This window comes from Kocuria sp. KH4 (assembly GCF_053711175.1).
The window spans coordinates 124,560-151,159 of sequence record NZ_JBSJYX010000005.1; the positions used below are offsets into that span (position 1 = coordinate 124,560).

Annotated in this window: 19 protein-coding genes; 4 read left to right on the plus strand and 15 right to left on the minus strand. The window is 74.1% G+C overall.

Annotation, left to right across the window (positions count from 1 at the left end):
- Nucleotides 1-88 precede the first annotated feature (88 nt).
- The 3 genes from nirD to ACWCOM_RS05880 all read left to right on the plus strand — a co-directional run bounded on the left by nirD (nt 89) and on the right by ACWCOM_RS05880 (nt 2,966).
- Nucleotides 89-502: a nitrite reductase small subunit NirD gene (gene nirD, locus ACWCOM_RS05870; RefSeq protein WP_454547802.1), complete on the plus strand. Its 414-nt coding sequence runs from the start codon at nt 89-91 to the stop codon at nt 500-502.
- Between the two features lie 9 nt (nt 503-511).
- Nucleotides 512-1,483 carry a hypothetical protein gene (locus tag ACWCOM_RS05875; protein ID WP_454547803.1) on the plus strand — a complete coding sequence of 324 codons (972 nt, stop codon included), beginning with the start codon at nt 512-514 and terminating at the stop codon, nt 1,481-1,483.
- 217 nt (nt 1,484-1,700) lie between these two features.
- Nucleotides 1,701-2,966: a heparan-alpha-glucosaminide N-acetyltransferase domain-containing protein gene (locus tag ACWCOM_RS05880; protein WP_454547804.1), complete on the plus strand. Its 1,266-nt coding sequence runs from the start codon at nt 1,701-1,703 to the stop codon at nt 2,964-2,966.
- A gap of 78 nt (nt 2,967-3,044) precedes the next feature.
- Here the strand turns inward: ACWCOM_RS05880 and ACWCOM_RS05885 are convergent, their stop codons facing one another.
- Nucleotides 3,045-4,802, minus strand: a complete 1,758-nt coding sequence (locus ACWCOM_RS05885; protein ID WP_454547805.1) for a phospho-sugar mutase — start codon at nt 4,800-4,802, stop codon at nt 3,045-3,047.
- A gap of 71 nt (nt 4,803-4,873) precedes the next feature.
- Nucleotides 4,874-5,695, minus strand: coding sequence for a purine-nucleoside phosphorylase (locus tag ACWCOM_RS05890; RefSeq protein WP_454547806.1), 822 nt, complete (start codon nt 5,693-5,695; stop codon nt 4,874-4,876).
- 78 nt (nt 5,696-5,773) lie between these two features.
- Between ACWCOM_RS05890 and ACWCOM_RS05895 the strand changes: the two genes are divergently transcribed.
- Nucleotides 5,774-7,195: an NAD(P)H-quinone dehydrogenase gene (locus tag ACWCOM_RS05895; RefSeq protein WP_454547807.1), complete on the plus strand. Its 1,422-nt coding sequence runs from the start codon at nt 5,774-5,776 to the stop codon at nt 7,193-7,195.
- Nucleotides 7,196-7,266: 71 nt separating this feature from the next.
- Here ACWCOM_RS05895 and ACWCOM_RS05900 read toward each other — a convergent pair whose 3' ends face one another.
- The 13 genes from ACWCOM_RS05900 to ACWCOM_RS05960 all read right to left on the minus strand — a co-directional run bounded on the left by ACWCOM_RS05900 (nt 7,267) and on the right by ACWCOM_RS05960 (nt 26,553).
- Nucleotides 7,267-8,679, minus strand: coding sequence for an MFS transporter (locus ACWCOM_RS05900; protein WP_454547808.1), 1,413 nt, complete (start codon nt 8,677-8,679; stop codon nt 7,267-7,269).
- A 150-nt stretch (nt 8,680-8,829) separates the two neighbouring features.
- Nucleotides 8,830-9,909 carry a 2,3-diaminopropionate biosynthesis protein SbnB gene (gene sbnB / locus ACWCOM_RS05905; RefSeq protein ID WP_454547809.1) on the minus strand — a complete coding sequence of 360 codons (1,080 nt, stop codon included), beginning with the start codon at nt 9,907-9,909 and terminating at the stop codon, nt 8,830-8,832.
- The gene (locus ACWCOM_RS05910) at nt 9,900-10,919 is read right to left on the minus strand and encodes a TauD/TfdA family dioxygenase (protein ID WP_454547810.1); all 1,020 of its coding nucleotides are present in this window, start codon (nt 10,917-10,919) and stop codon (nt 9,900-9,902) included. Before ACWCOM_RS05910 ends, sbnB begins: the two co-directional genes overlap by 10 nt.
- Before the next feature lie 20 nt (nt 10,920-10,939).
- Nucleotides 10,940-13,456 carry a non-ribosomal peptide synthetase gene (locus ACWCOM_RS05915; protein WP_454547811.1) on the minus strand — a complete coding sequence of 839 codons (2,517 nt, stop codon included), beginning with the start codon at nt 13,454-13,456 and terminating at the stop codon, nt 10,940-10,942.
- Complete coding sequence (locus tag ACWCOM_RS05920; protein WP_454547812.1) at nt 13,453-16,320, minus strand: Pls/PosA family non-ribosomal peptide synthetase; 2,868 nt, start codon at nt 16,318-16,320, stop codon at nt 13,453-13,455. Before ACWCOM_RS05920 ends, ACWCOM_RS05915 begins: the two co-directional genes overlap by 4 nt.
- Nucleotides 16,321-16,343: 23 nt before the next feature.
- Nucleotides 16,344-17,417 carry a 2,3-diaminopropionate biosynthesis protein SbnA gene (gene sbnA, locus ACWCOM_RS05925; protein ID WP_454547813.1) on the minus strand — a complete coding sequence of 358 codons (1,074 nt, stop codon included), beginning with the start codon at nt 17,415-17,417 and terminating at the stop codon, nt 16,344-16,346.
- 560 nt (nt 17,418-17,977) lie between these two features.
- Nucleotides 17,978-18,712 (minus strand): 4'-phosphopantetheinyl transferase family protein, encoded by a 735-nt coding sequence (locus ACWCOM_RS05930; RefSeq protein WP_454547814.1) that lies wholly within the window; start codon nt 18,710-18,712, stop codon nt 17,978-17,980.
- A gap of 108 nt (nt 18,713-18,820) precedes the next feature.
- Complete coding sequence (locus tag ACWCOM_RS05935) at nt 18,821-19,675, minus strand: thioesterase II family protein (protein WP_454547815.1); 855 nt, start codon at nt 19,673-19,675, stop codon at nt 18,821-18,823.
- A gap of 36 nt (nt 19,676-19,711) precedes the next feature.
- Entirely contained in the window at nt 19,712-21,502 is a 1,791-nt protein-coding gene (locus ACWCOM_RS05940) for an acetyl/propionyl/methylcrotonyl-CoA carboxylase subunit alpha (RefSeq protein WP_454547816.1), read from the minus strand.
- Nucleotides 21,503-21,629: 127 nt separating this feature from the next.
- Nucleotides 21,630-22,265, minus strand: coding sequence for a Maf family protein (locus tag ACWCOM_RS05945; RefSeq protein ID WP_454547817.1), 636 nt, complete (start codon nt 22,263-22,265; stop codon nt 21,630-21,632).
- A 162-nt stretch (nt 22,266-22,427) separates the two neighbouring features.
- Entirely contained in the window at nt 22,428-23,501 is a 1,074-nt protein-coding gene (gene adhP, locus ACWCOM_RS05950) for an alcohol dehydrogenase AdhP (RefSeq protein WP_454547818.1), read from the minus strand.
- Between the two features lie 74 nt (nt 23,502-23,575).
- Nucleotides 23,576-25,123, minus strand: a complete 1,548-nt coding sequence (exaC, locus tag ACWCOM_RS05955; protein WP_454547819.1) for an acetaldehyde dehydrogenase ExaC — start codon at nt 25,121-25,123, stop codon at nt 23,576-23,578.
- A 191-nt stretch (nt 25,124-25,314) separates the two neighbouring features.
- Nucleotides 25,315-26,553 (minus strand): transcriptional regulator, encoded by a 1,239-nt coding sequence (locus ACWCOM_RS05960; RefSeq protein ID WP_454547821.1) that lies wholly within the window; start codon nt 26,551-26,553, stop codon nt 25,315-25,317.
- Nucleotides 26,554-26,600: the final 47 nt, after the last annotated feature.

Below are 26,600 nucleotides of genomic sequence, written 5' to 3' on the forward strand. Positions count from 1 at the left end.
CCCGCCTAACGTCGATCCCGACGTGGCCGGCCCCGCAGACCGGCCCGGCTGTCCGTCCGTCCGTCCGCCCGACCAGCAGGAGGCCCTCATGACCGCGACGCTCCCGGAAGCCCCCACCCGTTCCGCCGGCCCCGCGACCGCCTGGCACGACGTGTGCGCCCTGACAGACCTGGAGCCCCTGTGGGGCGAGGCCGCCCGGGTGGCGGGCCGGCAGGTGGCGCTCTACCGCGTGGACGCCACGACGGTGCTGGCCGCCGACCACCGCGACCCGCGCACCGGGTCCTGCGTGATGGCCCGGGGCATCCTCGGCTCCCGGGGGGCGGCGGTGACGGTCGCCTCGCCGCTGCACAAGGAGGTCTACGACCTCGGCTCGGGCCGGTGCCTCAGCGGCGACGGACCGGAGCTGCCCGTGCACCCCGTCCTGGTGCGGGACGGGCGGGTCCTGGTGGCGCTGCCGAGCGCACCGCCTGTCGGCGGGGAACTGCCCGGGAGCCGTCCCTAAGATGAGCGGGTGACCCGACAGCGTCCCTCTCGCAGCTCCCGGCGCCCTCGCCGGTGGCTCCTCGCCGCGGCACTGGTGCTCGTGCTCGCTCTGCTCACCGTGCTGGCCGCCCTGCTGGACCGGCCGGAGCCCGCTCCGCAGGCCGAGGAGGAGACGCTCTCGTGCGAGCCCTACGGGCTCGACCTGGAGGCGCCCGTGCGCCAGCGGCAGGGCGCCGAGGACCGAGGCCTGTTCGACGGCGACCTGTTCGGCCCGGCGGAGCAGACCCGGGACCGCTTCGACCTCGCCTTCGAGCACGCGGGGGTGACCAGCAGCTACCACGTCCTCGCGCAGGGGGTGGACTGGAACCGGCCGGTGGGCGTGGTCTTCCGCCTGCACGGGGACGGGGCCTGGGAGTTCGAGAGCCCCGAGTACAACGTCTCCTGCCTGGCCGAGGTGGCGCGCACCCACAACATGATCCTCGTGGTGCCCCGCACCCCGGACCGCGCCGGGGAGATCACCTGGTGGGAGGAGGCCGAGCGGAACGCCGCGTGGTTCCGGGCCCTCGTGGAGGAGCGCCTCCTGCAGGACTACGACATCGACCGCTCGCGCACCTGGCTCACCGGCTACTCCGGGGGCGCCCAGCTGATCGCCCGGGAGCTGCTGGCCGACCACGTGGACCTCGTGCCCGGCGGCGGGGCGATCCTGCTCGGCGGGGGCCAGTCGCCCCCGGAGGCGCAGGCGCGGCCCACCCGCGCACAGCTGCGGGACCTGCGGCTGCACTGGGACGTGGGGGAGGACGACGACGGCACCGACCCGGACGCGACGTTCGACGCGCTGAGCGCCGCTCGCGACGGCTACCGGTGGTACGCCGACGCCGGCTACGACGGCGTGGAGCTGCGGGTCCGCGAGGGCGTGGACCACTTCGAGCTGCCCGACGTGCGGATCCTGGACCGGGTCCTGAGACGGGCCGAGGCCGGCGGGCAGACTGCCGGCGGATAGTCCGTCGAGGCGCCGTGCGGCGTTTGCGATCGTCACATTGGGTCACGAAACCGGTGGTTCTCCGAGGTCTCCGGTCGGACGTCGAACGCTCCCTTAGGCTGAGATCCGCATCACTGCGCCTTCCGGTCCCTCGCGGCCCGGGCGCCGTGCCGGGGGGCGCGGCGGCGGACGACGCCGGTCGGGGTGCACCATACCGATCCGTCCGTGGGGGAGCCGAGTGAGCGAAGAACGAATCCGACCTGCCGGTGCCGGAACCGCCCCGAGGCCCCGGCCCGAGCGGTCCGGGGACGACGCCGCGCGCCGCCCGTCCCGGCGGCTCGTCGGTGTCGACGCCGCCCGCGGTCTCGCACTGATCGGGATGATCGCCGTGCACACCCTGCCCTGGTTCGACGAGGAGACGGGGGTGCCGACCCTGTCGTGGACCCTGTTCGGCGGGCACGCGTCGGCACTGTTCGCCACCCTGGCCGGAGTCAGCCTGGCCTTCACCACGGGTGGGCGCGTTCCGCACACGGGACGGCGGCGCACCGCCTCCCGGTGGGCCCAGGTCGGTCGTGCGGGCATCATCGCCCTGGTCGGGTTCCTGCTGGGCTTCCTGGTGATCCCCTGGGACAACATCCTCGTCTACTACGGGGTCTTCTTCCTGCTGGCCATCCCGTTCCTGGGCCTGCGGATCCGCTACCTGCTGCTCAGCTCAGCACTGTTCGCCCTTCTGGGACCCGTGCTCATGATGTGGGCCCTGGACCACCTGCCGGTGAACGAGTACGGCAACCCCAGCCTGCTGGAGCTGGTGACGGAGCCCGGCAGCGTGCTGACGCACCTCCTGCTGACCGGCTCCTATCCGGCCCTGCCGTGGATGACGTTCGTCTGCGCCGGGATCGCGATCGGGCGGATGGACCTCGCCGACCGGCGGGTCCAGGCCGGCCTGGCCTCCGTGGGCGCCGTCCTCGCCCTCGCGGCCTGGGGGACCTCCGTGCTCGCACTGCGGCTGGGCGGGCAGGCGGCGATCATCGCGGCCACTCCGTGGATGAGCGCCGAGGAGATCGCCGACGTCGTCGTCTTCGGCCCCGACTCGACCCTGCCGACCGCGTCCCCGTGGTGGCTGCTCATGCCGGGCCCGCACGCCAACACGCCCTTCGCCCTCGTGCTCAGCCTCGGCGTGGCGGCGAGCGTCCTGGGGCTCTTCCTGCTGCTGTCCCGGGCCGTGGACCGCGTGCTGACGCCGCTGACGGCCATGGGGTCGATGACCTTCACCCTCTACGTGCTCCACCTGCTCGTCATGTGGCTCGAGCTGTTCTGGGACGACCCCTTCCCCTGGTTCTGGGGACAGCTCCTCGCCTTCGCGCTGCTGGCGGTGCTCTGGCAGCGCAGCATCGGTCAGGGCCCGCTGGAGACGCTCGTGTCCAGGAGCACCAAGGCCATCGCCCGCCGGGTGCTGGCACGGGGCCCGGACGGATCGACGCCGACCGCCCCGCCCCTGCGCTGACCGGGGGGCACCGTCGGCCGACGCGGTCGGCGTGGTCGCTGACAGCGGGGTGGCGGCCGCTGCGGGGGCCCGGCGCGGTCAGAGCCCCAGGGCGGTGCCGAGCTCGGCGCGGATGCGGCCGAGCTTCGCGGCGGCCGCCGCCCGCGCGGCCGGCAGTCCCGCCGGGTCCGGCACCGGGGACACGACCTCGAGGTAGCACTTGAGCTTCGGCTCGGTGCCGGACGGGCGCACGATCACCCGGGTGCCGTCGGCGGTGAGCAGGCGCAGGCCCTCGGTGGGCGGCAGGCCGGTGTCCGGGGAGGCGAGGTCCTCCACGCGCACCACCTCCGAGCCGTCCAGGGCCGCGGGCGGGACGTCGCGCAGCGCCGCGGTCATCGCCGGGATCCGGCCGAGGTCGGCCACGCGGATGCTCAGCTGGTCGGTCGCGTGCAGGCCGTGCGCCACGGCGAGCTCGTCGAGCACGTCCTGCAGCGTGCGGCCCCGGGCCCGCAGCTCGTCGGCCAGCACGGCGACCGCGACCGCGGCGCTGATCCCGTCCTTGTCCCGCACGACGTCGGGGGCCACGCAGTAGCCCAGGGCCTCCTCGTAGCCGTAGGCCAGGCCCGGCACCCGGGCGATCCACTTGAAGCCGGTCAGCGTCTCGCGGTGGGACAGCCCGGCCGCGGCGGCGATCCGTCCGAGCAGGCGGGAGGAGACGATGGAGTTGGCGAGCACGGCGTCGGCGCGGCCGGCGCACCGGGCCGCCGCGGCGTGGCCCAGCAGCGCGCCGACCTCGTCGCCGTGCAGCATCCGCCAGCCGGCGCCGTCGGGCCCCGGGACGGCCACGGCCACCCGGTCCGCGTCGGGGTCGTTGGCCAGGACGAGGTCGGCGTCCCGGGTGCGGGCGGCGGCCAGCGCCAGGTCCAGGGCCCCGGGCTCCTCCGGGTTGGGGAACGCGACGGTGGGGAAGTCGGGGTCGGGCTCCGCCTGCTCGGCGACCACGTGCACGTCGGCGAAGCCGGCCCGCCGCAGCGCGCGCTCGGCGGTGCGCCCGCCCACCCCGTGCATGGGGGTCAGGACGATGCTCAGCTCCCGTGCCCGTGCCGCGGACTCGGGCAGCACCGCGCGGAGGTAGTCCTCCTCGACGCCGTCCGGCAGGACGGTCCACCCGGACTCGGCCCGCGCGATGCTCCCCACGGGTCCGACGGCCGCGATCCGCTCGGCGATCAGCCGGTCGTGCGGGGCCACGATCTGGCAGCCCCGGGCCTCGGGCGCCACGGCCCGGCCGCCCAGGTAGACCTTGTACCCGTTGTCCGCGGGCGGGTTGTGGCTGGCCGTGACCATCACGCCCACCTCGGCCGCGAAGGCCCGCACCGCCCACGCGAGGACCGGGGTGGGCAGGGCCGAGGGCATCAGCAGGGTCTCGATGCCGGCCGCGGTGAACACCGCGGCGGTGTCCCGGGCGAAGACGTCGGAGTTGTACCGGGCGTCGTAGCCCACCACGGCCCGCAGGGGCCGGTCACCGGCCGCGGTGCCGTCGGCGCCGGCGGCATGCCCGGCGCCGGTGTCCCCGGCGGTGTCCAGCACGTGGGCGGCCAGTCCGGCGGCCGCGCGCAGCACCACCACGCGGTTCATCCGCATCGGCCCGGCGCCGAGGGCCGCCCGCAGTCCGGCGGTGCCGAACTGCAGGGTGCCGGAGAACCGGTCCGCCAGCTCGGCGCGGGCCGCGCCGCTCCCGGAGCCGGCCCGCTCGGCGAGCTCCGTGAGCTCGGCGCGGGTGGCGGGGTCCGGGTCCTCCGCCGCCCAGGCGCGCGCGGCGGCGAGGAGGTCGGGCTCGGGGCGGGTGTCGGTGCTCATGGGTGCTCCTCCTGGGGACGGGACCGGTGCGCGGCGTGCCGGGCGGGCGGTCCCGTCCCGGCGGGGACCGGTCAGAGCTGGGCGACGATGCGGGCCAGCAGCTGCGAGATCCGGGGCCCGGCCGCCTGCCCGGCCTCGATGACCTCCTCGTGGGACAGCGGCGTCGCGGAGATCCCGGCGGCCTGGTTGGTCACCAGCGACAGGCCGAAGACCTCCATGCCCGCGTGCCGGGCGGCGATGGCCTCCAGGGCGGTGGACATGCCCACGAGGTCGGCGCCGAGCACCCCGGCCATCCGCACCTCGGCGGGCGTCTCGTAGTGCGGGCCGGGGAACTGGGCGTAGACGCCCTCGTCGAGGGTGGGGTCCACCGTGCGGGCGAGCTCGCGCAGCCGCGGGGAGTAGAGGTCGGTGAGGTCCACGAAGGTGGCGCCCTCCAGCGGGGAGCGGCCGGTAAGGTTGAGGTGGTCGCTGATCAGCACCGGCGTGCCGGGCCCCCACGCGGGGTTCAGCCCGCCGCAGCCGTTGGTCAGGATCATGGTGCCCGCCCCGGCGGCGGCCGCGGTGCGCACACCGTGCACCACGGCGCGCACCCCCCGGCCCTCGTAGTAGTGGGTGCGGGCGCCGATCACCAGGGCGTGCCGCCCGGCGGGGGTGCGCACGGAGCGCAGGGTCCCGACGTGGCCCTCGAGGGCGGGCCGGGTGAAGCCCGGGATCTCGGCGGCGGGGACCTCGGCGACGGTCTCGCCGATGAGCTCGGCCGCCTGGCCCCACCCGGAGCCGAGGGTCAGGGCGACGTCGTGGGTGTCGACCCCGGTGGCCCGGCGGAGGGCCTCGGCGGCCTCCTGGGCGAGCTCGAAGGGGTCGGTGCCGGGGGTGCTGTGCGCGGTGTCCACCCGCCCCAAGCTACCGCATGGTCCGGGGGCCGGGCACCGGCGGGGCCCGGCGTCGTACTCCTCTGCAAGAATGTCCGAGTGACTGCACACAGCGAATTCACCATCCAGAAGCTCGTCATCATCGGCGGCGGTCCCGGCGGGTACGAGGCCGCCCTGGTCGCGGCCAGTCTCGGCGCCGACGTGACGATCGTCGAACAGCAGGGGCTGGGCGGGTCGGCCGTGCTGACGGACGTGGTCCCCTCCAAGACGCTGATCGCCTCCGCCGACGCGATGACCCGCTTCGCCGAGGCCGCCGACCTGGGCGTGCACGTGCGCGGCAGCAAGGACGGCAACGAGATCAACGACCTCGCCGTGGACCTGGACAAGGTGAACACCCGCCTGCTGCGCCTGGCCGCCACCCAGTCCCGGGACATCAAGCGGGGCCTGGAGCGGGTGGGGGTGCGCGTGATCTCGGGCCGGGGCCGGCTGCTCAGCCCCACCAGCGTGGAGGTCACCACCGACGACGGGCTCGAGTACACCCTGGACGCGCAGGCCGTGCTGCTGGCCGTCGGGTCGCTGCCGCGCGAGCTGCCCAGCGCGCAGCCGGACGGGGAGCGGATCTTCACCTGGAAGCAGCTCTACCACCTGCGGGAGGTGCCGGAGCACATGATCGTGGTGGGCTCGGGCGTCACGGGCGCGGAGTTCGCCTCGGCCTACCGGGGCCTCGGCGCCGAGGTCACCCTGATCTCCTCCCGGGACCAGGTGCTGCCCGGTGAGGACCAGGACGCCGCCGCCGTGCTCGAGAACGTCTTCGAGCGCCGCGGGATGAACGTGCTCGGCCGCTCCCGCGCGGACGCGGTCGAGCGCAGCGAGAAGGGCGTGGTCGTCACCCTCTCCGATGGGCGCAAGGTCGCCGGCTCGCACTGCCTCGTGGCCGTCGGCGCGATCCCCGCCACCGACGACCTGGGCCTGGACGAGGTCGGGGTGGCCCGCGCCGACTCGGGCCACATCAAGGTCGACGGCGTCTCCCGCACCACCGTGCCGGGGATCTACGCGGTGGGCGACTGCACCGGGGTGCTCCCGCTCGCGTCGGTCGCGGCGATGCAGGGCCGGATCGCGGTGGCCCACCTCATGGGCGACGCCGTGAAGCCGCTGCGCACCCACCTGGTCGCCTCCAACATCTTCACCTCGCCCGAGATCGCCTCCGTGGGCGTGAGCGAGAAGTCCATCGAGGACGGCACCTACCAGGCGGACACCATCATGCTGAAGCTGTCCACCAACCCGCGCGCCAAGATGATGGCGGTGGAGGACGGGTTCGTGAAGATCTTCTCCCGCAAGGGCTCCGGCACCGTGATCGGCGGCGTCGTCGTGGGCCCCCGGGCGTCCGAGCTGATCTTCCCGATCTCGCTGGCGGTCACGCACAAGCTGCACGTCGACGATCTCGCCGACACGTTCACGATCTACCCGTCCCTGACGGGCTCGATCTCGGAGGCTGCCCGGCGCCTGCACGTGCACGTCTGAGCCGCCCGGCGGGCCATGCGCAACGGCCGCATCCCGTGCGGGATGCGGCCGTTGCGCATGGTGGTCGCGGGTCAGCGCCGGGTGACCACGTTCTCCATGTCCACGTCCTTGGTCTCCGGGGAGAACCAGAGCGCCACGAGGGTCAGCACCGCGCCCAGCGTCAGGTACAGGCCCACGGAGCCCACGCCGTAGTTGGCGTTGAGGGACACGGCGACGTACGGGGTGATGGCCGCACCGAGGATCGAGGCCACGTTGTAGGCCACCCCGGAGCCGGTGTAGCGCACGTTCGTGGGGAACAGCTCGGGCAGGATCGCGGACATCGAGCCGAAGGTCAGGCCCATCAGCGTCATGCCGACCGTCAGGAAGAACAGCACGCGGACCGTGCTGACGTCCTCCCCGGTGCCGACCGCGGCCGGGTCCATGATCAGCCCGAAGCTCAGGCCGAAGAGCAGGATGGCGGTGGTGATGACCAGCTGCGAGCTGCGCCGGCCGAAGCGGTCGGCCACCCACCCGGAGACGGGCACCATCGCGGCGAACAGGAGCACGGCCAGCAGCTGCAGCACGAGGAAGTCGCGGTAGGGGATGCCCAGGCCGCCGTTGTCGGGGCTGCCGATGCCGTAGGAGAGGATCCACGCGGTCATCAGGTAGAAGAGCATGTACGTGGCCAGCATGATGAAGGTGCCCTGGATGATCTGCAGCCACGAGCTGCGGAAGGCCTCGAACAGCGGGGCCTGGACCTTCTGGCCCTGGTCGAGCGCCTTCTGGAAGACCGGGGTCTCCTCGAGCTTGAAGCGCACCCACAGGCCCACGACGACCATGACCACGGACGCCAGGAACGGGATGCGCCAGCCCCAGGTGAGGAACGGGTGGTCGGTGCCCTGGTCGGCGACCGAGACGAAGCCCATCACGAGGGTGAGCACGAGGAAGAAGCCGTTGGCCAGGATGAACCCGAACGGGGCGCCGAGCTGCGGCCACATGGCCGCGCGCGCCCGCTTGCCCTCCTCGGCGTACTCGGTGGCCAGCAGCGCCGCCCCGGACCACTCGCCGCCCAGGCCGAGGCCCTGGCAGAAGCGCAGGATCGTCAGGATGAGCGGGGCCCAGAGTCCGATCGAGTAGTAGGTGGGGAGCAGGCCGATGAGGAACGTGGCGACGCCCATGGTCAGCAGCGCGCCGATCAGGGTGGCCTTGCGGCCGATCCGGTCGCCGAAGTGGCCGAAGATCACGGAGCCGATGGGGCGGGCGACGAACGCGGCCGCGAAGGTGGCCATCGAGGCCAGGAGCTTGGCGGTGTCGTCCTGGCCGGTGAAGAACAGGGCGGGGAACACGGCCACGGCCGCGGTCGCGTAGACGTAGAAGTCGTAGAACTCGATGGTCGTTCCCACGAGGGAGGCCAGGATCACCCGGCTGCGGGGCACGCGGGAGGACGGAGGGAGCGAGGGGGCGGGGGCGCCGGTGGCGCCGTGCCCGGTCACCGGTGAGGACATGAGGACACCTCGGTGGTTGCAGCGGCTGGGACCAAAGCTCCGATGCTAATCCCGGTGTCCGCATGGTGGGTGCGCTGTCTCACATCGTGGAACGCGGAAGGGTCCGCGCCTCCCGGCCCGGCGGACGTCCGCCGGGCCGGGAGGCGGGACTCATCCGTACCGGCGGACCTCGTGGAAGAAGGAGTCGATCGTGTGCAGGCCGCCGGTGCCGGCGACCGTGTCGTAGACGTGCTTGCCCACCGCGAGGTCGAGCACCCCCAGGCCGAACGGCGAGAAGACCACCGTCCGGTCCGCCGGCACCGCCACGGCTTCCGTCATCACGTCGTAGAGCGTGCCGGCGAGGAAGTCCCGCGAGCCGGTGCGCTGCTCGGTCAGGTGCACGGACGTCCCGGCCTTCAGGCAGTGCTCCACGTCGTCGACGATGTTCGTGGCGGCCAGGATCACCTCGGGCGCGAGGTCGCGCAGAGAGATGTGCAGCACGAGCGGGTGGTGTGCGAACCACGCCGGGTCGGTGACGTGCGGTTCCCCCGCCGTGGTGGCGAACACGACCAGGTCGCTGGAGCGGATCAGCGACTCGGCGTCCTCGTGGACGGTGACCGCGCTGCCGGGCGCGGAGCGCTCGAGGTACCCGCGGAAGCCCTCGCGGCTGCCGGGCAGCAGGTCGAACACCCCGATCTGCTCGAAGTCCCACCCCGTGTCCGCGAGGAACGCGTGCACGAAGCGGGCGATGAGCCCGACGCCGAAGAAGCCCACCCGCGTGGGACGGCCCCGGCTCCGGCTGAGCCAGTCCGCGGCCAGGGCCGCGGAGGCGGCGGTCCGGGAGGCGCTGATGATCGAGCTCTCCAGGCAGGCGAACGGGTAGCCCGTCCCGGGGTCGTTGAGGATCAGCACCGCGGAGGCCCGCGGGATGCCAGACTCCACGTTGGTGGGGAAGCTGGAGATCCACTTCAGGCCGTCCACGGCACCGGCCCCGCCCAGGGAGGCGGGCAGCGCGATGATCCGGTCCGTCGGGCGGTCCGGGAACCGCAGGAAGTACGACGGCGGGTTCACCGTCTGCCCGGCGCCGTGCAGCCGGTAGGTGTCCTCCACCAGCGCGACGATCTCCGCCCGGTGGCCCTGCAGCGCCCGGTCGACCTCCGCGCCGGAGACCACCGCGAAGGACGGGATGGCCGGTCGCTGGTCCTCGGCGTCCTGCCGCCGGTTCGTGTCGGGGCCTGCCGTCAGCGCCATGACTCCTCCTCCGGGGTGGTGTCCTGCAACGACACGGGGTCGCTCATGGCGACGAGGATCTCCCGCTCGCCCTCGTACGGCTCGCGGCTGTGCGCCGTCCGGATGTTGTCCACGAGCATCAGGTCGCCGGCACGCCACGGCTCCCGCAGCGTGTGGGCCTCGTAGATCTCGTTGAGCGCGGCCACGACGTCCTCGCCGATGGGGTCGCCGTTGCCGAACGCCGTCCGGAACGGCAGGCCGTCCTCCTCGTACATGTCGACGAGGTACTCGCGGACCTCCGGCTCCATCGTCCACTCGCTGAGGAAGGCGACCTGGTTGAACCAGCAGCGCTCCCCGGTGACGGGGTGGCGGACGACCGCGGCACGGCGCTGACGCGTCTGCAGGCCGCCGTCGGGCCGCCATCGGAGCTCGATCCGGTGCGCCGCGCAGTAGCGCTCGACCTCCGCGCGGTCGTCCGTGCCGAAGGCGTCCGCGACGGAGGCCCCGATCTCGTCGTTGTAGCTGCGGATCAGCATCCAGCCGTCGCGCTCGAACCGTGCGACGAGCTCCGCGGGCAGGGCGCGGAGCACCGCCCGGGAGTCGGCGACACCGGTCACGCCGCCGGCGGCCGGGGCGGTGCGGCAGGCGAAGAGCATCAGTCCGGGGGCGTGGAGCGTGTAGCTCAGCTCGTGGTGCATGCACATGGGCTGGTTCGGCGGCCAGGCGGCCGAGGAGTACACCCCCGGCGCGTAGGACCTGCGGGCGGCGAAGGCCTCCCGCTCGGTCATCAGCTCGGAGCCGACGGTCCGGAAGACGGCCTCGACCTGCCCCGGGTCCGACAGTCCGAGGCCACGCACGAGGACGGCCCCGTGCCGGGCGACGGCCGCCCGCAGCGCGTCCCGGTGCTGCCGGGCCCAGTCCACCGCGTCGCCCGGCGCCGGGACCAGCAGCGTGGGCGGCGCACCCGGCCGCACGTCGACGTCGAGCTCCGGAGGGGCGGAGGCCTGGGAGGTGGCGGGTTTCGCGGTCATGGTGGTTCCTTCCGGTCGGATCACGGTCGGGCGGGCGCGTCGGCCGCGGCGGACCTCGAGTCCAGCTCCGTGGCGAGGTCGGTGAGAACCGGGTGGCTGACGAGGTCCTTGAGCGAGACCTTCCGGTCCAGGGCGATGGCGAGCCGGACGGCGGTGAGCGACGAGCCCCCGAGGTCGAAGAAGTGGTCACGGCGGTCGATCCGCTCCTCCGGCACGGCGAGCACGCGGGACCACGCCGCTGCCAGCCACCGCTCGGTGGGGGTGCGCGGAGCGTCGCGGGACCCTCCCTCGGGCTCGGTCTCGAGCTCCGCCGCCAGGGCGGTGAGGCGCTTGCGGTCGATCTTGCCGTTGGCCGTGAGCGGCAGGCCCGGCTGCCACTGCACCACCTGCGGGACCATGTACCCGGGCAGGGACCGCGCCAGGTGCTCGCGCAGCGCACCGGCGTCCAGCGGCCCGGGCGCCTGGTAGAAGGCGACCAGGTGCTTGCCCCGGTCCGCCCGCTCCGCCACGACGACCGCCCCGTCGCGGACGCCGGGGACCCGCAGGAGGGCGTTCTCGATCTCGCCGATCTCGATGCGGAACCCGGAGATCTTCACCTGGTGGTCCCGCCGGCCCAGGTACTCCAGCTTGCCGTCCGGCGACCAGCGTCCGTAGTCACCGGCCCGGTAGAGCCGCGCGCCCGGCACGTACGGGTCGGTGGAGTACGCCTGGGCCGTCCGCTCCGGGTCGTTGATGTAGCCGCGTCCCACGCACACCCCGGAGAAGGCGATCTCGCCCGGGGCGCCCAGCGGCACGAGCCGCTGCCGCTCGTCGAGCAGGTGGACCCGGACGTTGGCGATCGGCCGGCCCAGCGGCACGTGGCCGTCCGCCGGTGCGGCGCGCATCACCTCGTGGTTCGTGTCGTCCGAGGTCTCGGTCAGGCCGTAGGCGTTGACCAGCGTGACGCCCGGCAGGACCTCGAACCAGCGGCGGACCAGCTCCTGCTTGAGCGCCTCCCCGGTCGCCGAGACGCAGCGAAGACCGGGCAGGGCGCGGGGGTTTCGCTCCAGGTACGCCACCACCGCGTCCAGGTACGACGGGACCAGCTGGAGGACCGTGACGCCGCCCTGGTCCACCGTGTCGACGAACCGTTCGACGTCGAGGATTCGGTCCTGCCCGACGAGGAGGGTGCGGCCGCCGACGAGCAGGGCCGAGACCAGCTGCCACAGCGAGATGTCGAAGCACTGGGGGGCGGTCTGGGCGACGACGTCGCCGGGGCCGATCCCCAGGTCCTCGATCTTGGCGTACAGGTGGTTCAGCATCCCGTCGTGCTCGCACATCGCGCCCTTCGGCTCCCCCGTGGAGCCCGAGGTGAAGTAGACGTAGGCGAGCTGGTCGCCCCGCACCGCCACCCCGAGGTCGTGGTCGGCGTGCCCCTGTTCCTCGACGTCCTCGACGAGGAGCGTCGCCACGGCGGGCATGTCCGCCAGCGCCTCCTCGAGGGAGCCGGTGCTGCCCTTCTCGGTCAGCACCGTGCGGCAGCCGGCGCGGGTGAGGGTCCGGGCGATCCGGTCGGCCGGGAAGCGCGGTTCCAGGGGCAGGTACGCGCCTCCGGCCTTGAGGATGCCGATGACGGCGGCCAGCCACTCCAGGTTCCGCTCGGCGACGACCGCCACGACGTCCTCCGCCTGCATCCCGCGTGCGAGCAGGGCGCGGGCCACCCGGTTGGCGCGCGCGTTCAGCTCCCCGTAGGTCCACCCCCGCGTGTCCTGGACGGCCGCGGTGCGCCCGGGGTGCCGGCGGACGGACTCCTCGAACAGCTCGTGGAAGCGGCGCCCGGGCCGGGTGCGCACGGGCCCGGCCAGCCGCTCGAGCTGGAGGCGCCGCTCGTCCGGACCGACCAGGTCGGCGTCCCCCGGGTCCGCCCCGGGGGAGGAGAGCAGGTGGCGCAGTGCGGTGAGGTGGTACCCGGCGATCCGGCGGGCGGCGCCGGCGTCGAGGACGTCCCGGCGGTACCGCACGCGGAGCACCTCGTCCCCGGTGCCGCCCCGGCGGGAGATCCCCAGGACGACGCCCTCCGGGAGTTCGGGGTCGGCGTCCTGGCGGGTGTCGAACACCACCTCGTACCCGGGAGCGGCGGCCCGGTCCCGGTCCGGTCCGGTCCGCGGCGCGCGGGCCGGGGCGTGCCGGGCGTGCGCCTCGCGGACGAGGCCCTGCCAGGACGTCCCGTCCGGATCCAGACGGAGCGCCCGGGTCCCGGCCGCGTCCGCGCTGCCGGTGGTGACCTCCGGCTCGCCCGACAGCGCCTGGAGCACCCGGGCGTGCGCCGCCAGCCAGAGCGCCTCCGGCGCCACTGCCCAGGCGCGGGCGAGCCGAGGCACGGCGGCGCGGAGGTCCTCGGGCACGGCCACCTCGACCTGCTCCTGGCCCGCCCGGGGGTCCTGGGTCCATCGCGGGATCCGCGTCGGCACGGACTCCGGCGGCGCGGGACGGGCGCCGTCAGGGTCCGGGGCGGGCGGCGGAACGGCCCGGCGGACGGGCCCCGAGGTGGTGGTCATGACCGGCGCCTTTCCGTGGTGACGGGGGACGTGACGGTGAGGGACGAGACGGCGGGGGACGGGGCGGCGGCCCGGGCCTCCATGGCCGGGTTGCCGCCCCACAGGGATCCCCGGGTGAGGGTGGTCCCCTTCATCACGAACGAGTCGGTGGCGACGACGACGCCGTCCTCGACGGTCGCGCCGTAGTGGACGAGGGCGCCGACGCCGAGCGTGACGTCGTCGCCGACGACGTTGTGGTCCGACTTGAACATGCCGTCCTCCTGGGAGTGGCACTGCAGGTTGGTGCCGGTGTTCAGCGTGCAGCGCGAGCCGATCGTCACCAGACTCCGCTCGGGGATCGAGCAGCCGTCGTCGAAGACCCGGCTGCCGATCCGCACGCCCAGCAGGCGCCAGACCAGGGGCTTGAACGGGGTCCCGTTCAGCATGGTCATGCGCCGGTTGTGGATCTGCAGCTTCCAGTACCGCTCGTGCCACCGGAAGTACGGGTGGTAGATGGAGCACAGCTGGGGCTGGAGCGGCCGGGACCGCGTCACGACGTGCTCGACGCCGACGGGCACGGCGATGCCGACGAGGAGCATCACCACGAAGGAGGCCGAGAAGGCCAGGACGCCGAACCGGTCGGACAGCTCGAGGGCGGCGAGCGCGGCCACCATGGCCAGTGAGGCGTTGAGCCACTGCACCAGCAGGAAGAGCGCCATGGTGCGCAGGTTGTGCCTGTTCTTGGCCGAGAGGACCCGGTGGAAGCGGGCAGGATCGGTGTGCTCCTCGAGCGGGGCGTCCCGCAGGACCGAGCGCGGGATCTCGAACGCCGGGGACCCGAGCAGGCCCACGTCGTGGCGGACCGGCCCGTCGACGGGGACCATGACCTTGGTCGCGAGCAGGCAGTTGTTCCCGGTCCTGGCCCCGGCGGGGTAGAGCACGAAGTTGCCGAGGAAGTTGTGCGCGCCGATCGATGCCCGGCGGACCGTGAAGGAGGTCGCCGAGTAGTCGGTGTTCATGAACGACACCCCGTCGGCGATCATCGTGCCGGTACCGATCGTCGACAGGAAGGGGTTGTCGTGCTTGAACTGCGTGCCCAGGTTCGAGCCGGTCTGCTGGAGCTGTGGTTGGTCGTAGCCGAGGGCCCGCACGTAGTGCACGACGTAGGAGCTGTCCCCGAACAGCGTCCCGAGCAGGGGGCTGTTGGTCAGCCGCTCGATCGATCGCTCCGCCGCGTGCCGCAGCCCGAACAGGGGATAGACGGTGTCGGGCTGCACCGCGAGCCGGAGCAGCCGCGGCACGGTGGTCATGACGGTCAGCAGCAGGAGCACGCCGCCGAAGACGCCCACGCCGGCGAAGGCCACGGCGTCGGCGTAGAAGACCCAGTCCGCGAAGGCGTACGGGTGCGGCTCCAGCAGCGCGGCCACGCGCGGGAACGCCAGGACGGCGAGCACGATCGTCAGTCCCATCATGATCCGCCCCACCGCGAGCGTGGCGATGAGCTGGGAGACGGCGAACACGGCACGCCGCCACGGCCGGTAGGGCGCGGCAGGCACCCCGCCGAAGTCCACGTCCGTGCGCCGTCCGGGCGACCCGTGCCAGTGCTCGCCCTCGGGCACAACCTGGCCGGTGTAGAGCGTGGAGCGGTGGCCCAGCTGGGAGCCGTCGCCCATCGTCGTGCCGATGTCCAGGATGCTGCCCTCGCCGACGATCACGTCCCGGCCCAGCGTCACGGCACCGATCTGGATGACGCCGCCGTGGGCCCGGTAGCCGTTGGCGTACACGTCCTTGCGGATCACCGTCCCATCCCCGATCGTGAGCAGGTCGGTGCAGACCGGCAGGTGGCTGGTCAGGATCGTCACGTTGCGGCCCACCCGGGCGCCCATGGCCCGCAGGTAGAGGGGCGTCAGCGGCGACCCTGCCATCAAAGCCAGGGGTGAGGTGCGCATCAGGGCCTTGACCAGCCAGAAGCGGAAGTAGGCCAGGCTCCAGATCCGGATCTCCTGGGGCCGGAAGCGCCCGAGGAGGATCCACTTCCCCGCCACGGGCAGGAGGCACAGCAGCAGGAACGACGCCGCGCCGAAGGAGGCCGTCCGCAGGTAGAGCTCCCAGAAGCTCATGCCGTGGCCCACCCAGTGGTGGTTGCCGGGCCCCGCGTCCGGGAACACCCACAGGTACCCCACGACCGCGAGCCCGCCGGCGAGCAGGGAGTAGCCGAGGTAGACGAGGACCTGCAGGACGCCGCAGGTGACGTACTCCCAGGTCCGCGCGTTCGCGGGCGGGGGCGTTCCCGGGACGGACGCCAGGACCGGTGCGGGCTCCTGCGGCCGGTCCTGCAGCGCGGGCCCGTGCAGGGCGGCGGCCAGGGCGGTGATGCTCGGGTGGCTGTAGACGTCCTTCATGGACACGCTCGGCAGGTCCGGCTGCTTGCGCACCCGGGCGCAGAACTTCGCCATCACCAGCGAGTCCGCGCCGAGGTCGCCGAAGAAGTCGGCGTCCACCGGCACCGGCGTCCCGCCGAGCACCCCGGTCAGCACCTCCGCCAGCCGGTCCCGCACCGGGACCGGCCCCGCCGGTGCCAGGGCTCCGGCCAGCGCCGTGATCGTGGGGTGCTGGTAGACGTCCTTCATGGACACGGCCGGCAGGTCCGGCTGCTTGCGGACCCGGGCGCAGAACTTCGCCATCACCAGCGAGTCCGCGCCGAGGTCGCCGAAGAAGTCGGCGTCCACGGGGACGTCGTCCCGCTGCACCACGGAGGCGAGCAGGGCTGCCAGCCGGCGCTCGAGCGGCGCGTCCGCACCGGGCGCCTCGGGCGCCGGTGCGGACGGAGGGCTGCTCCTCGGGGGAACGGTGGGGACCGTGGGCATCGTGCGGGTCGGAGACATCGGAAGGGTTCCGGCGAGCTTCTTCACTGCGAGGGGCTCCTGCGGGAGGACGTGGCCACGGAATCGGTCGCCGGTGCGGCTGCCCGGCGCCGTGGCTGCGGCGCCGGGCCGGGTCGTCGGCCCGGCGCCTCCGGCGCGTCGTCGCGGGCGAGCGCCGCGGCCCCGAAGTGGTCGAGCACCCAGTCGGGCTGGTAGATGGTGTCCAGGTACGGCCGGCCCAGATCGGGAGAGATGGCCACCGCGGTGACGTCCCGGGCGTGGTGGTCGGTGAGCCAGGTCATGGCGCCGTGGACCACGGTCCCGGTGGAGCCGCCGAGCAGGAACCCGTGCCCGGCCAGGCGGTGGCAGGTGCGCACCGTGTCCAGCTCCTCGACGAGCACCACGTCGTCGACCAGGGACTCGTCGAGCTGGGGCGGTCGCACGCTCATCCCCAGCCCCGGGATCAGGCGGGTGGCGGGCGGGCCGCCGAACGTGACTGAGCCCACGGCGTCGACCGCGACGATCCGGACGTCGGGGCGGTGCTCCCGGAAGTACCGGGCGCACCCCATTAGGGTGCCCGTCGTCCCGGCGCCGACGAACAGCACGTCCAGCTCCGGGAACTGCGCGGCGATCTCGGGGGCCGTCCGGCGGTAGTGCGCTCCCCAGTTGCCGGGATTGGTGTACTGGTTGAGCCAGACGTACCGGTCGTCGGACGCGCACAGCTCCCGGACGTGGTGGAGGCGGGCCCCGAGGAGACCCTCGACGGGATCCGGCTCGGTGACCAGGTCCACCTGCGCCCCGAGGGACTCCATGAGCTGCCGGGTGGCGGGATTGCAGCGCGGGTCGATCACGCACACGAAGCGGTACCCCTTGCTGGCGGCGATCATGCTGAGCGCCACGCCGAGGTTCCCCGAGGAGGACTCCACGAGCACGGAGCCGGGGCCGACCCTCCCTTCCCGCTCGGCCCGCTCCACCATCTCGACGGCGGGCTTGAGCTTGATCGAGCCGGCGAGGTTGAACCCTTCGATCTTCAGGTAGAGGTGGTGGCTGAGCACGCCGTCCAGGTCGATGAACAGGCTCGGCTCGTTGAACTGGTGCGGATGCCGGATGATGGGCATGGTGTCCCTCGTTCTGTGGTCGTGCGCTCGACCCGTGGGGCCGCCGAGGGACGGCGCTTCGGGTCCGGGTCGGCGCATCGCTGGGGTGACCGGTGCCGCAGGGGATCTCCTGCCGGGATGCCGGTCGAGAAGGGTGTTCGTCCTGCGGGGCACCGTCTCGGATGACCGAGTGCGGTGCCGGGCAGCGAGGCGGGCGCGATCGACGTCGGTGGGGTCCCTGCTACGGCAGGGCTCGTGGGGCGGAACGGCCTGCCGTAACGGCGGCGACCTGGGCTGCACTGGGAGTTCTTCGCATGGTGATGTCCCATCCGGGATGGAAGCGGGGACCGCTTCGCGGCTGGTGTCGGCCCGCGGCACGTTCCCCCGAACGTCTCGTCGAGCCCCATGTCTGATGCGACGTCACCAAAGTAAGCGCAGGTCAGGATCGATCGACCAAGATTTGCGAAGATGACGGACACGATTCGGACACGGTCCCGCCGCGGCAGTGGCGGCCGGGCCGCGGCAGCGTCACCCGCGGCGGCGTCACTCCGCAGAGGAGCGCATCACCGCGCAGGAGCGGATCACCACAGAGGGCGTCGGAGCGGTCCGGGGGGAACGCGCACGGTCAGCGCCGCCCGCGCGTCCTCGCCGTCCGGGCCGGGACCCGGCGGCAGCGCCAGGTCCAGGGTCCGCCACCCCGCGACCGGCCGCCGCGGGGACGGTCCCGCCCCGACCTCGTCCACGGAGGGGTCGCGGAACAGCCCCGACCCCAGGGCCTTGAGGAGCGACTCCTTGCGCGCCCACACCGTGGTCACGGCGGCCGGCCGGTCCGCGGCGGGCGAGGCCCGCAGGGCGGCGATCTCGGCAGGGTGCAGCAGGGGGAGCACCTGTTCGGCGCCGGCCGGGTCCTGGACGTGCTCCACGTCCACGCCCACCTCGCGCTCGGCGGTGGCCACGAGCACCAGGTCGCCGCTGTGCGAGAGGGAGAAGCACAGGGCGTGGTCCTCGAGCCGGGGCTTGGGCCGGGGGCCCCGGGCGGGGACGGGCGGACCCAGGCGCAGGGCCTCCGGGGCCGCGCCCGTGCGGGCGGCCAGCTCGTGGCGCAGCACGCAGTGGGCGACCACGAACCGCTGCCGGTCGGCGTCGTGGCGCAACGCCGCGGCCCGGGCCCGCTCCTCCTCGTCCAGGCAGTCCCGCACGGACTCCGCCCAGCCGGCCAGTGCGGCCACGCGGGCGAGGACCACGCGCACGTCCGCGGCGGCGCCCGGCACCGGCAGCTCGACCGCACCGGGCACGCCCGGCGGGAGCCGCGTCACCACGGCCCGCCCGGAACGCCCGGCGCACGACGGGACGCCGGCCACGGCGCGCTCAGCACGGCGTGCTCACCGCCCCGTGCGCACCGTCACCGGTGCACCCGGCGGGACTCACCCGGACCGGCCGGGTGCGGCGCACGCCAGGAGGTCCTCGAGCAGGCGGTCCCGGTGGTCGGCGAGCGGGTGGTGGCCCCCGGGGTACTCCCGCCGCTGGACGGGCCCGGTGCCGACGGGACGCCAGGCGTCCAGGCCGGCCCGGTCCACGGTGTCGTCCTCGGTGCCGCGCAGCAGCAGCAGGGGCGCCCCGACCGGGGCGGGGAGCCGGTCGTGGGCCATGGAGACCCGCAGGTCCGCGCGCAGGGCGGGCAGCTGCAGGGCCAGCAGCTCGGCGTGGGCCAGGACCGCCTCGGGGGTGCCGCCCAGTCGCCGGAGCCACCGGGCCATCGCCTCGTCCGCGCCCGGGGCCTGCGGGTCCAGCCCGGCCCGCAGGTCCTCGTCCGGACCGGCTCCCGCATCCTCGGCGGCGCCCGGGGCGGACTTCGCGGACAGCGCGAGCAGCGCGACCCGGATCCCCTCCCGGTGCTCGAGCAGCGAGGCGAGCTCGGCCGCGACGGACGCGCCCATGCTGTGGCCCAGGACCACGAGCGGGACGTCGGCGGGCGCCCCGTCGGTCGTCCCGGGCGCGGGCGCCCACGGTGCGGCGGCGACGGCGGCGGCCGCCTCCGCGGCGAGGGCCCGGACCGAGGGCGCCGCGGGCTCCCGGAACCGGGACTCCCGGCCCGGGTACTGCACGCCCAGCACGTGGACGTCCTCGCGGACCAGGAACCGCCAGTAGCCGGCGGCGGCTCCCGCGGGCGGGCAGCACAGCACCCGCAGCCGCGGCGCCCGCTCGGGGACGCCGCGGCGCAGCCGGTCCTGGGCGGAGAGGTCCACGAGGCAGCGCCCGGTGGCCGGCCGTGTGCTCATGGACAGCTCCCCGTCGTGGTGGTCAGGCGGTGGTGGTCAGGAGATGGTCGCCAGGACGGTGCCGGCCGAGACCGTGTCCCCGGGGTTGACGGAGAGCCCCGAGACGGTGCCCGCCTTGTGGGCGGTCAGCGGCTGCTCCATCTTCATGGCCTCGAGCACGAGCACGAGGTCCCCCTCGGCGACCTCGTCGCCGTTGTCCACCGCGATCTTCACGATGGTGCCCTGCATCGGGGAGCTCAGGCTGTCCCCGCCCGCGGCGGCGGAGCCCCCGCGCGAGGACCTGGACTTGCGGGGCTTGGCCGCGGTGCCGTTGGGCTTCGCCGCGCCCGGCAGCGCGGGCAGGACGACCTCGAGGCGCTTGCCCGAGACCTCCACGACGATCGCCTGGCGCTCCTCGGCCTCGGGCCCGGCCTGCGGGACCCCCTCGAACGGCGGGATGGTGTTGTCGAACTCGGTCTCGATCCAGCGGGTGTGCACGCGGAAGGGCGAGCCGTCGACCGGGGCGAAGGCCGGGTCGGCCACCACCGCGCGGTGGAAGGGCACGACGGTGGGCATGCCCTCGATGCGCAGCTCGGCCAGGGCGCGGCGGGAGCGCTCGAGCGCCTGCTGCCGGGTGGCGCCGGTGACGATCAGCTTGGCGAGCATGGAGTCGAAGTTCCCGCCCACGGTCTCGCCGGCCTGCACGCCGGAGTCCACGCGCACCCCGGGCCCGCCCGGCAGGTCGAGGGCGGTGATGCCGCCCGGGGAGGGCATGAAGTGCCGGCCCGGGTCCTCGCCGTTGATCCGGAACTCGATGGAGTGGCCCCGGACCGTCGGGTCGTCGTAGCCGAGGGCCTCCCCGCGGGCCAGGCGGAACTGCTCCCGGACCAGGTCGATGCCGGTGACCTCCTCGGAGACGGGGTGCTCGACCTGCAGCCGGGTGTTGACCTCCAGGAACGTGATGGTGCCGTCCCGGCCCACGAGGAACTCGCAGGTGCCCGCGCCCTGGTAGCCGGCCTCCCTCAGGATCGCCTTGGAGGACTCGTAGAGCAGGCGGTTCTGCTCCTCGGACAGGAAGGGGGCGGGCGCCTCCTCCACGAGCTTCTGGTTGCGCCGCTGCAGGGAGCAGTCGCGGGTGGAGACGACCACCACGTTGCCGTGGGCGTCGGCCAGGCACTGGGTCTCCACGTGCCGCGGGGCGTCCAGGAAGCGCTCCACGAAGCACTCGCCGCGCCCGAACGCGGCCGTGGCCTCGCGCACGGCGGACTCGTAGAGCTCGGGGATGTCGGCGCGGTCGCGCACCACCTTGATCCCGCGGCCGCCGCCGCCGAACGCGGCCTTGATGGCGAGGGGCAGCCCGTGCTCGTCGGCGAACGCGAGGACCTCCTCGGCGGAGCCGACGGGGTCGGTGGTGCCGGGGACCTGCGGGGCGTTCACCTTCTCGGCGATGTGCCGGGCGGCCACCTTGTCCCCGAGCTTGGCGATCGCCGCCGGCGGCGGGCCGATCCAGGTCAGGCCGGCCTCGAGCACGGCCAGCGCGAAGTCGGCGTTCTCGGAGAGGAAGCCGTAGCCCGGGTGCACGGCGTCGGCGCCGGAGCGGGCGGCGGCGTCCAGGATCTTGTCGACCACCAGGTAGGAGTCCGCGGCGGTGGACCCGCCCAGCCCGTAGGCCTCGTCGGCCATCCGCACGTGCACGGCGTCGCGGTCGGGCTCGGCGTACACGGCCACGGAGGCGATGCCCTCGTCCCGGGCGGCGCGGATCACGCGCACCGCGATCTCGCCGCGGTTGGCCACGAGCACCTTGGTGATGGGGCGGATGGCGCCGTCCGCGGGGTAGTTACCGGTCACGTCTCACTCCTTGTCGAAATCCTCGGATGCACTGTATTCCCCGCCGTCGGCAATCGCCCAACCGCTCGGCGGACGGCCGGAAATGCGGCGCCGTTTCTGTAGGACTCCTACAAAGACCGGGCTCCGCTCAGCGGTGCGCCGCCCACAGCTCGGGCACGGAGACCCCCGCCCGGCCCAGCAGCGTGCGCAGGGTGTTCAGGCTCAGCCCGACGACGGCGTGCACGTCCCCCTCCACGCGCTCCACGAACGCCGCGCCCAGGGCGTCGATGGTGAAGGACCCCGCCACGTGCAGGGGTTCGCCGGTGGCCACGTAGGCCGCGACCTCGTCGTCGGACATCGGCGCGAAGAACACCTCGGCCGCGGCGGGCGCCCCGCCGCTGAAGCCGCTGCCGCCCTGCGCCGGGTCCCGGGTGTCCACCAGCCAGTGGCCCGTGTGGAGCACCCCGGAGCGCCCGCGCATCGCGCGGATCCGGGCCGTGGCCGTGGCCGCGTCGAGGGGCTTGCCGTGCACCTCGCCGTCGAGCTCGAAGACCGAGTCGCAGCCGATCACCAGGGCGCCGGCCGCCGCGGGCAGCGCCGCCACCGCCTCCGCCTTGGCCCGGGCCAGCACCATCGCGGTCTCCTCGGGCTCCGTCACGCCGCGCTCGGCCACCACGGCGTCCTCGTCGACGTCGGAGACGAGCCGGTCGTGGGCGATCCCGGCGTCGGCCAGCAGCTTGGTGCGGGCGGGGGAGCGGGAGGCGAGGACGAGGCGGGGAGTCACCGCTCCAGGATACGCACCCCGGCTCGCCGCCCCCGGCGCCCCGGGTGCCCCGGGCGCGAGGGGGAGGGCACGGCCGAGGGGCCGCTCCCCGGCACGGTACCGTGCCGGGGAGCGGCCCCTCGGGTCCGGAGGGGAGCGGGCGGGCCCGCTCCCGGCGGCCGGTCAGTACTCGATGACCACGCGGCCCTCGATCTTCGCCTGCTGCATCTCGTCGAGGACCGCGTTCACGTCCTCCAGCGGGCGGGTGCTGTAGGTCGGGTGGATCAGGCCCCGCGCGTAGAAGTCGAGGGCCTCGTCCATGTCCTGCCGCGTGCCCACGATCGAGCCGCGGATGGTCAGGCCCTTGAGCACGATGTCGAAGATCGGCGCCGGGAAGTCCCCCGGCGGCAGGCCGTTGAACACGATCGTGCCGCCGCGGCGGACCATGCCGATGGCCTGCCCGAACGCGGCCGGGTGCACGGCGGTCACCAGGACGGCGTCCGCGCCGCCCGGGATCTGTGCCTGCACCGCCTCGGCGGGGTCCTCGGCGAAGGCGTTGACCGTCACCTCGGCGCCGTGCCGGCGGGCCAGCTCGAGCTTGTCGTCGGCGACGTCCACCGCCGCCACGCGCAGCCCCATGGCCACCGCGTACTGCACCGCCAGGTGGCCCAGCCCGCCGATCCCGGAGATCACCACCCACTGGCCGGGCCGGGCCTCGGTCACCTTCAGGCCCTTGTAGACGGTGACGCCGGCGCACAGCACCGGGGCCACCTCGTAGGGGTCGGCGCCCTCGGGGATGCGGGCCGCGAAGCGGGCGTCCACGACCATGTACTGGCCGAAGGAGCCGTCGATGCTGTAGCCGCCGTTGACCTGCTGCTCGCACAGGGTCTCCCAGCCGGTGCGGCAGCTGCGGCAGTGCCCGCACGCGGAGGCGAGCCAGGCGTTGCCCACGAGGTCGCCCTCCGCGAGGTCCCCCACGCCGGGGCCGAGGGCCACGACCCGGCCCACGCCCTCGTGGCCGGGGACGAACGGCGGGGTCGGCTGGACCGGCCAGTCCCCGTGGGCGGCGTGCAGGTCGGTGTGGCACACCCCCGTGGCGACGAGCCGGACGAGGACCTGCCCGGGGCCGGGCTGCGGGACGGGGACGTCCTTGACCTCGAGCGGCGCGCCGAAGGCGGTCACGACGGCGGCGGTCATGGTGCCGGGCGCGGCGGTGTCGGTGGTCGGCCGGGCGGCCGGGGCCTGCTGGGTGTTCATGGGTGCTCCTTTGCGCGGAACGGTCACGGGATCGGGTCGCGGCGCGCGCCGGGGCGCGCGCCGCGGCGGTCGGCCTAGAAGAAGCCCTGGGCGTCCTCGGAGTAGGAGACCAGCAGGTTCTTGGTCTGCTGGTAGTGGTCCAGCATCATCAGGTGGTTCTCGCGGCCGATGCCGGAGGACTTGTAGCCGCCGAAGGCGGAGTGGGCCGGGTAGTTGTGGTACTGGTTCACCCACACCCGCCCGGCCTCGATGTCCCGCCCGGCCCGGTAGGCGAGGTTGCCGCTGCGGGCCCACACGCCGGCGCCGAGGCCGTAGAGGGTGTCGTTGGCGGTGCGGATCGCGTCGGCGTAGTCGGAGAAGCGGGTCACGGACAGCACCGGCCCGAAGATCTCCTCCTGGAAGATGCGCATCGAGTTCTGTCCCTCGAACACCGTGGGGGACACGTAGAAGCCCTCGGCGAGGTCGCCGTCCAGGACGTTGCGCTCGCCGCCCACGAGGACCTTCGCGCCCTCCTGCCGGCCGATGTCGATGTAGGACAGGATCTTCTGCAGCTGGTCGTTGGACGCCTGCGCGCCGACCTGGGTGTTCAGGTCCAGCGGGTTGCCCTGGACCATCTGCTGCACGCGCTCCACGCCGTCGGCCAGCAGCCGGTCGTAGATGCCCTCCTGGATCAGGGCGCGGGACGGGCAGGTGCAGACCTCGCCCTGGTTCAGGGCGAAGAACGCGAAGCCCTCGAGCGCCTTGTCGTAGAAGGAGTCCTGGGCGGCGGCGACGTCCTCGAAGAAGATGTTGGGGGACTTCCCGCCGAGCTCCAGGGTGACCGGGATGATGTTCTGGGAGGCGTACTGCATGATGAGCCGGCCGGTGGTGGTCTCCCCGGTGAACGCGATCTTGCGGATCCGCGGGCTGGAGGCCAGCGGCTTGCCCGCCTCCACTCCGAAGCCGTTGACCACGTTGACCACCCCGGGCGGGAGCAGGTCCGCGATCAGCTCCATGAGCACCATGATCGACGCCGGGGTCTGCTCGGCGGGCTTGAGGACCACGGCGTTGCCCGCCGCGAGGGCTGGGGCCAGCTTCCACACGCCCATGAGGATCGGGAAGTTCCAGGGGATGATCTGCCCGACCACCCCGAGGGGCTCGTGGAAGTGGTAGGAGGTGGTGTTGTCGTCCAGCTGGGAGAGCGTGCCCTCCTGGGCGCGGATCGCGCCGGCGAAGTAGCGGAAGTGGTCGACGGCCAGGGCGATGTCGGCGTTGATGGTCTCCCGGACCGGCTTGCCGTTGTCCCAGGTCTCGGCCACGGCGAGCATCTCCAGGTTCTGCTCCATCCGGTCGGCGATCCGGTGCAGCACCAGGGCCCGCTCCGCCACGGACGTCCTCCCCCAGGCGGGGGCGGCGGCCCAGGCGGCGTCGAGGGCGGCCTCGATGTCCTCGGCGGTGCCGCGGGCCACCTCGGTGAAGGGCTTGCCGTTGACCGGGGAGATGTTCTCGAAGTACTGGCCCTTGACGGGCGGCACCCACTCGCCGCCGATCCAGTGCTCGTAGCGGGGCTTGAAGGTGACCTTCGAGCCCTCGGTGCCCGGCTGCGCGTAGACGGTGGTGAGGGACTGCGTTTCAACGCTCATGGTGACTCGCTCCTTGTGCGGGACGGTGCGTCGGGCGGCGGTGGGCGGGCCCTGCCGGGGCCGGCCCACCGCCGTGCTGTGACGTGCCTCACGCTACGCAGGCGGACGTTGCACGCACGTTGCACGCCGCCCGCGGGGGCGGCACGCCGGGTCCGCGGGGACTGCGGCGGCCGCCGTGCCGTGTGGGCGGGTCAGGCGCGCAGCCGCTCGAGCTCGAGCACCGCCCGGGCCCGGGCGGGGGAGCGGGCCGGCAGCAGGCGCAGCAGCAGGGCCCACGCCTCGGCGTCGTCGGCGGCCTCGGGCAGGTCCAGGTACTGCCGCACGGCCTCGGCGGAACCGTCGGTGAGGACCGCCTCGCGCAGCAGCCCGGACAGGCGGTGGCGCAGCGCCACCACCGCCGGCGCCTCGGAGTGCGGCAGCAGCGCGCCGGAGTACTCCCGCAGCGCCCGCCGGTGGGCGCCGCGCTCGAGCAGCTCGAGCACCCGGGCGGCGTCCGAGGGCAGCGGGGCGCACAGCCGGTAGGGGCGGGAGGCGATCACGGGCCCGCCCCGGGAGTCCAGCAGCCGCCGCAGGCGCAGCACCTCGGCCCGCACCGTGGCCTCCTGGGCGCGGCCGTCCCACAGCCGGGCCGACAGCTCCGCGGTGCTCAGGCCCGCGCCGGCCCGGGAGAGCGCCAGCAGGATCTCGGCGTGGCGCTCGGTGAGCTCGAGGGCGCCCCCGGCCAGGACGAGGGCCGGCGGCGCGTCGCCGAGCACGCGCAGGCAGGCGGGCGGGACGGGCGCGGGCGGTGCCGCGCGGGGCGGGGCGGACCGGACGGCGGGCGGTGCGGGGAGCGGGGTGCGGGCCGGCGGTTCGCGGCGCAGCGCCAGGGCCAGCTCGGCCCGCGCGGCGCGCACCGCCGCGCCGACCAGGGCCCGGACGGCGGGGTCGGCGGCGACGTCCCCGCCGGTGAGGTCCACCGCTCCCAGCAGCTCACCGGTGAGCGGGTGCAGCAGCGGGGCCGCGGTGCAGGACCACGGCCGTGCCTCGGGGTAGAAGTGCTGCTCCCGGTGGACGGTGACGGGCCGGCGCAGCACCAGGGCCGTGCCCGGGGCGTTGGTCCCCACGGCGTGCTCGGACCAGTCGGCGCCCGCCACGAAGCCCATGTCCTCCGCGCGGCGGCGGGTCGGTGCGCTGCCGCTGACCCGCAGCAGCACGCCGCCGGGGTCGGTGACCGCCACCACGAGACCGGTGTCCTCGGCCAGGGGGGTCAGGAGCTCGTCCAGCACCGGCAGCAGGGCCCGCAGCGGAGCGCCGGCCTCCCGGAGGTCCGTGCGGTCCAGCACCATGCGCGGGGCGCTGCGCTCGGGTGCCGCGAGGTGGCTCAGCGACCGCGCCCAGGACAGCCGCAGCAGCGGGTCCGCCGTCGGCCCCTCCACCGCTGCGCCCATGCGCCCTCCCCGTGCTCCGCTGTGACCCAGGTCTCGTGCCGGTGCCC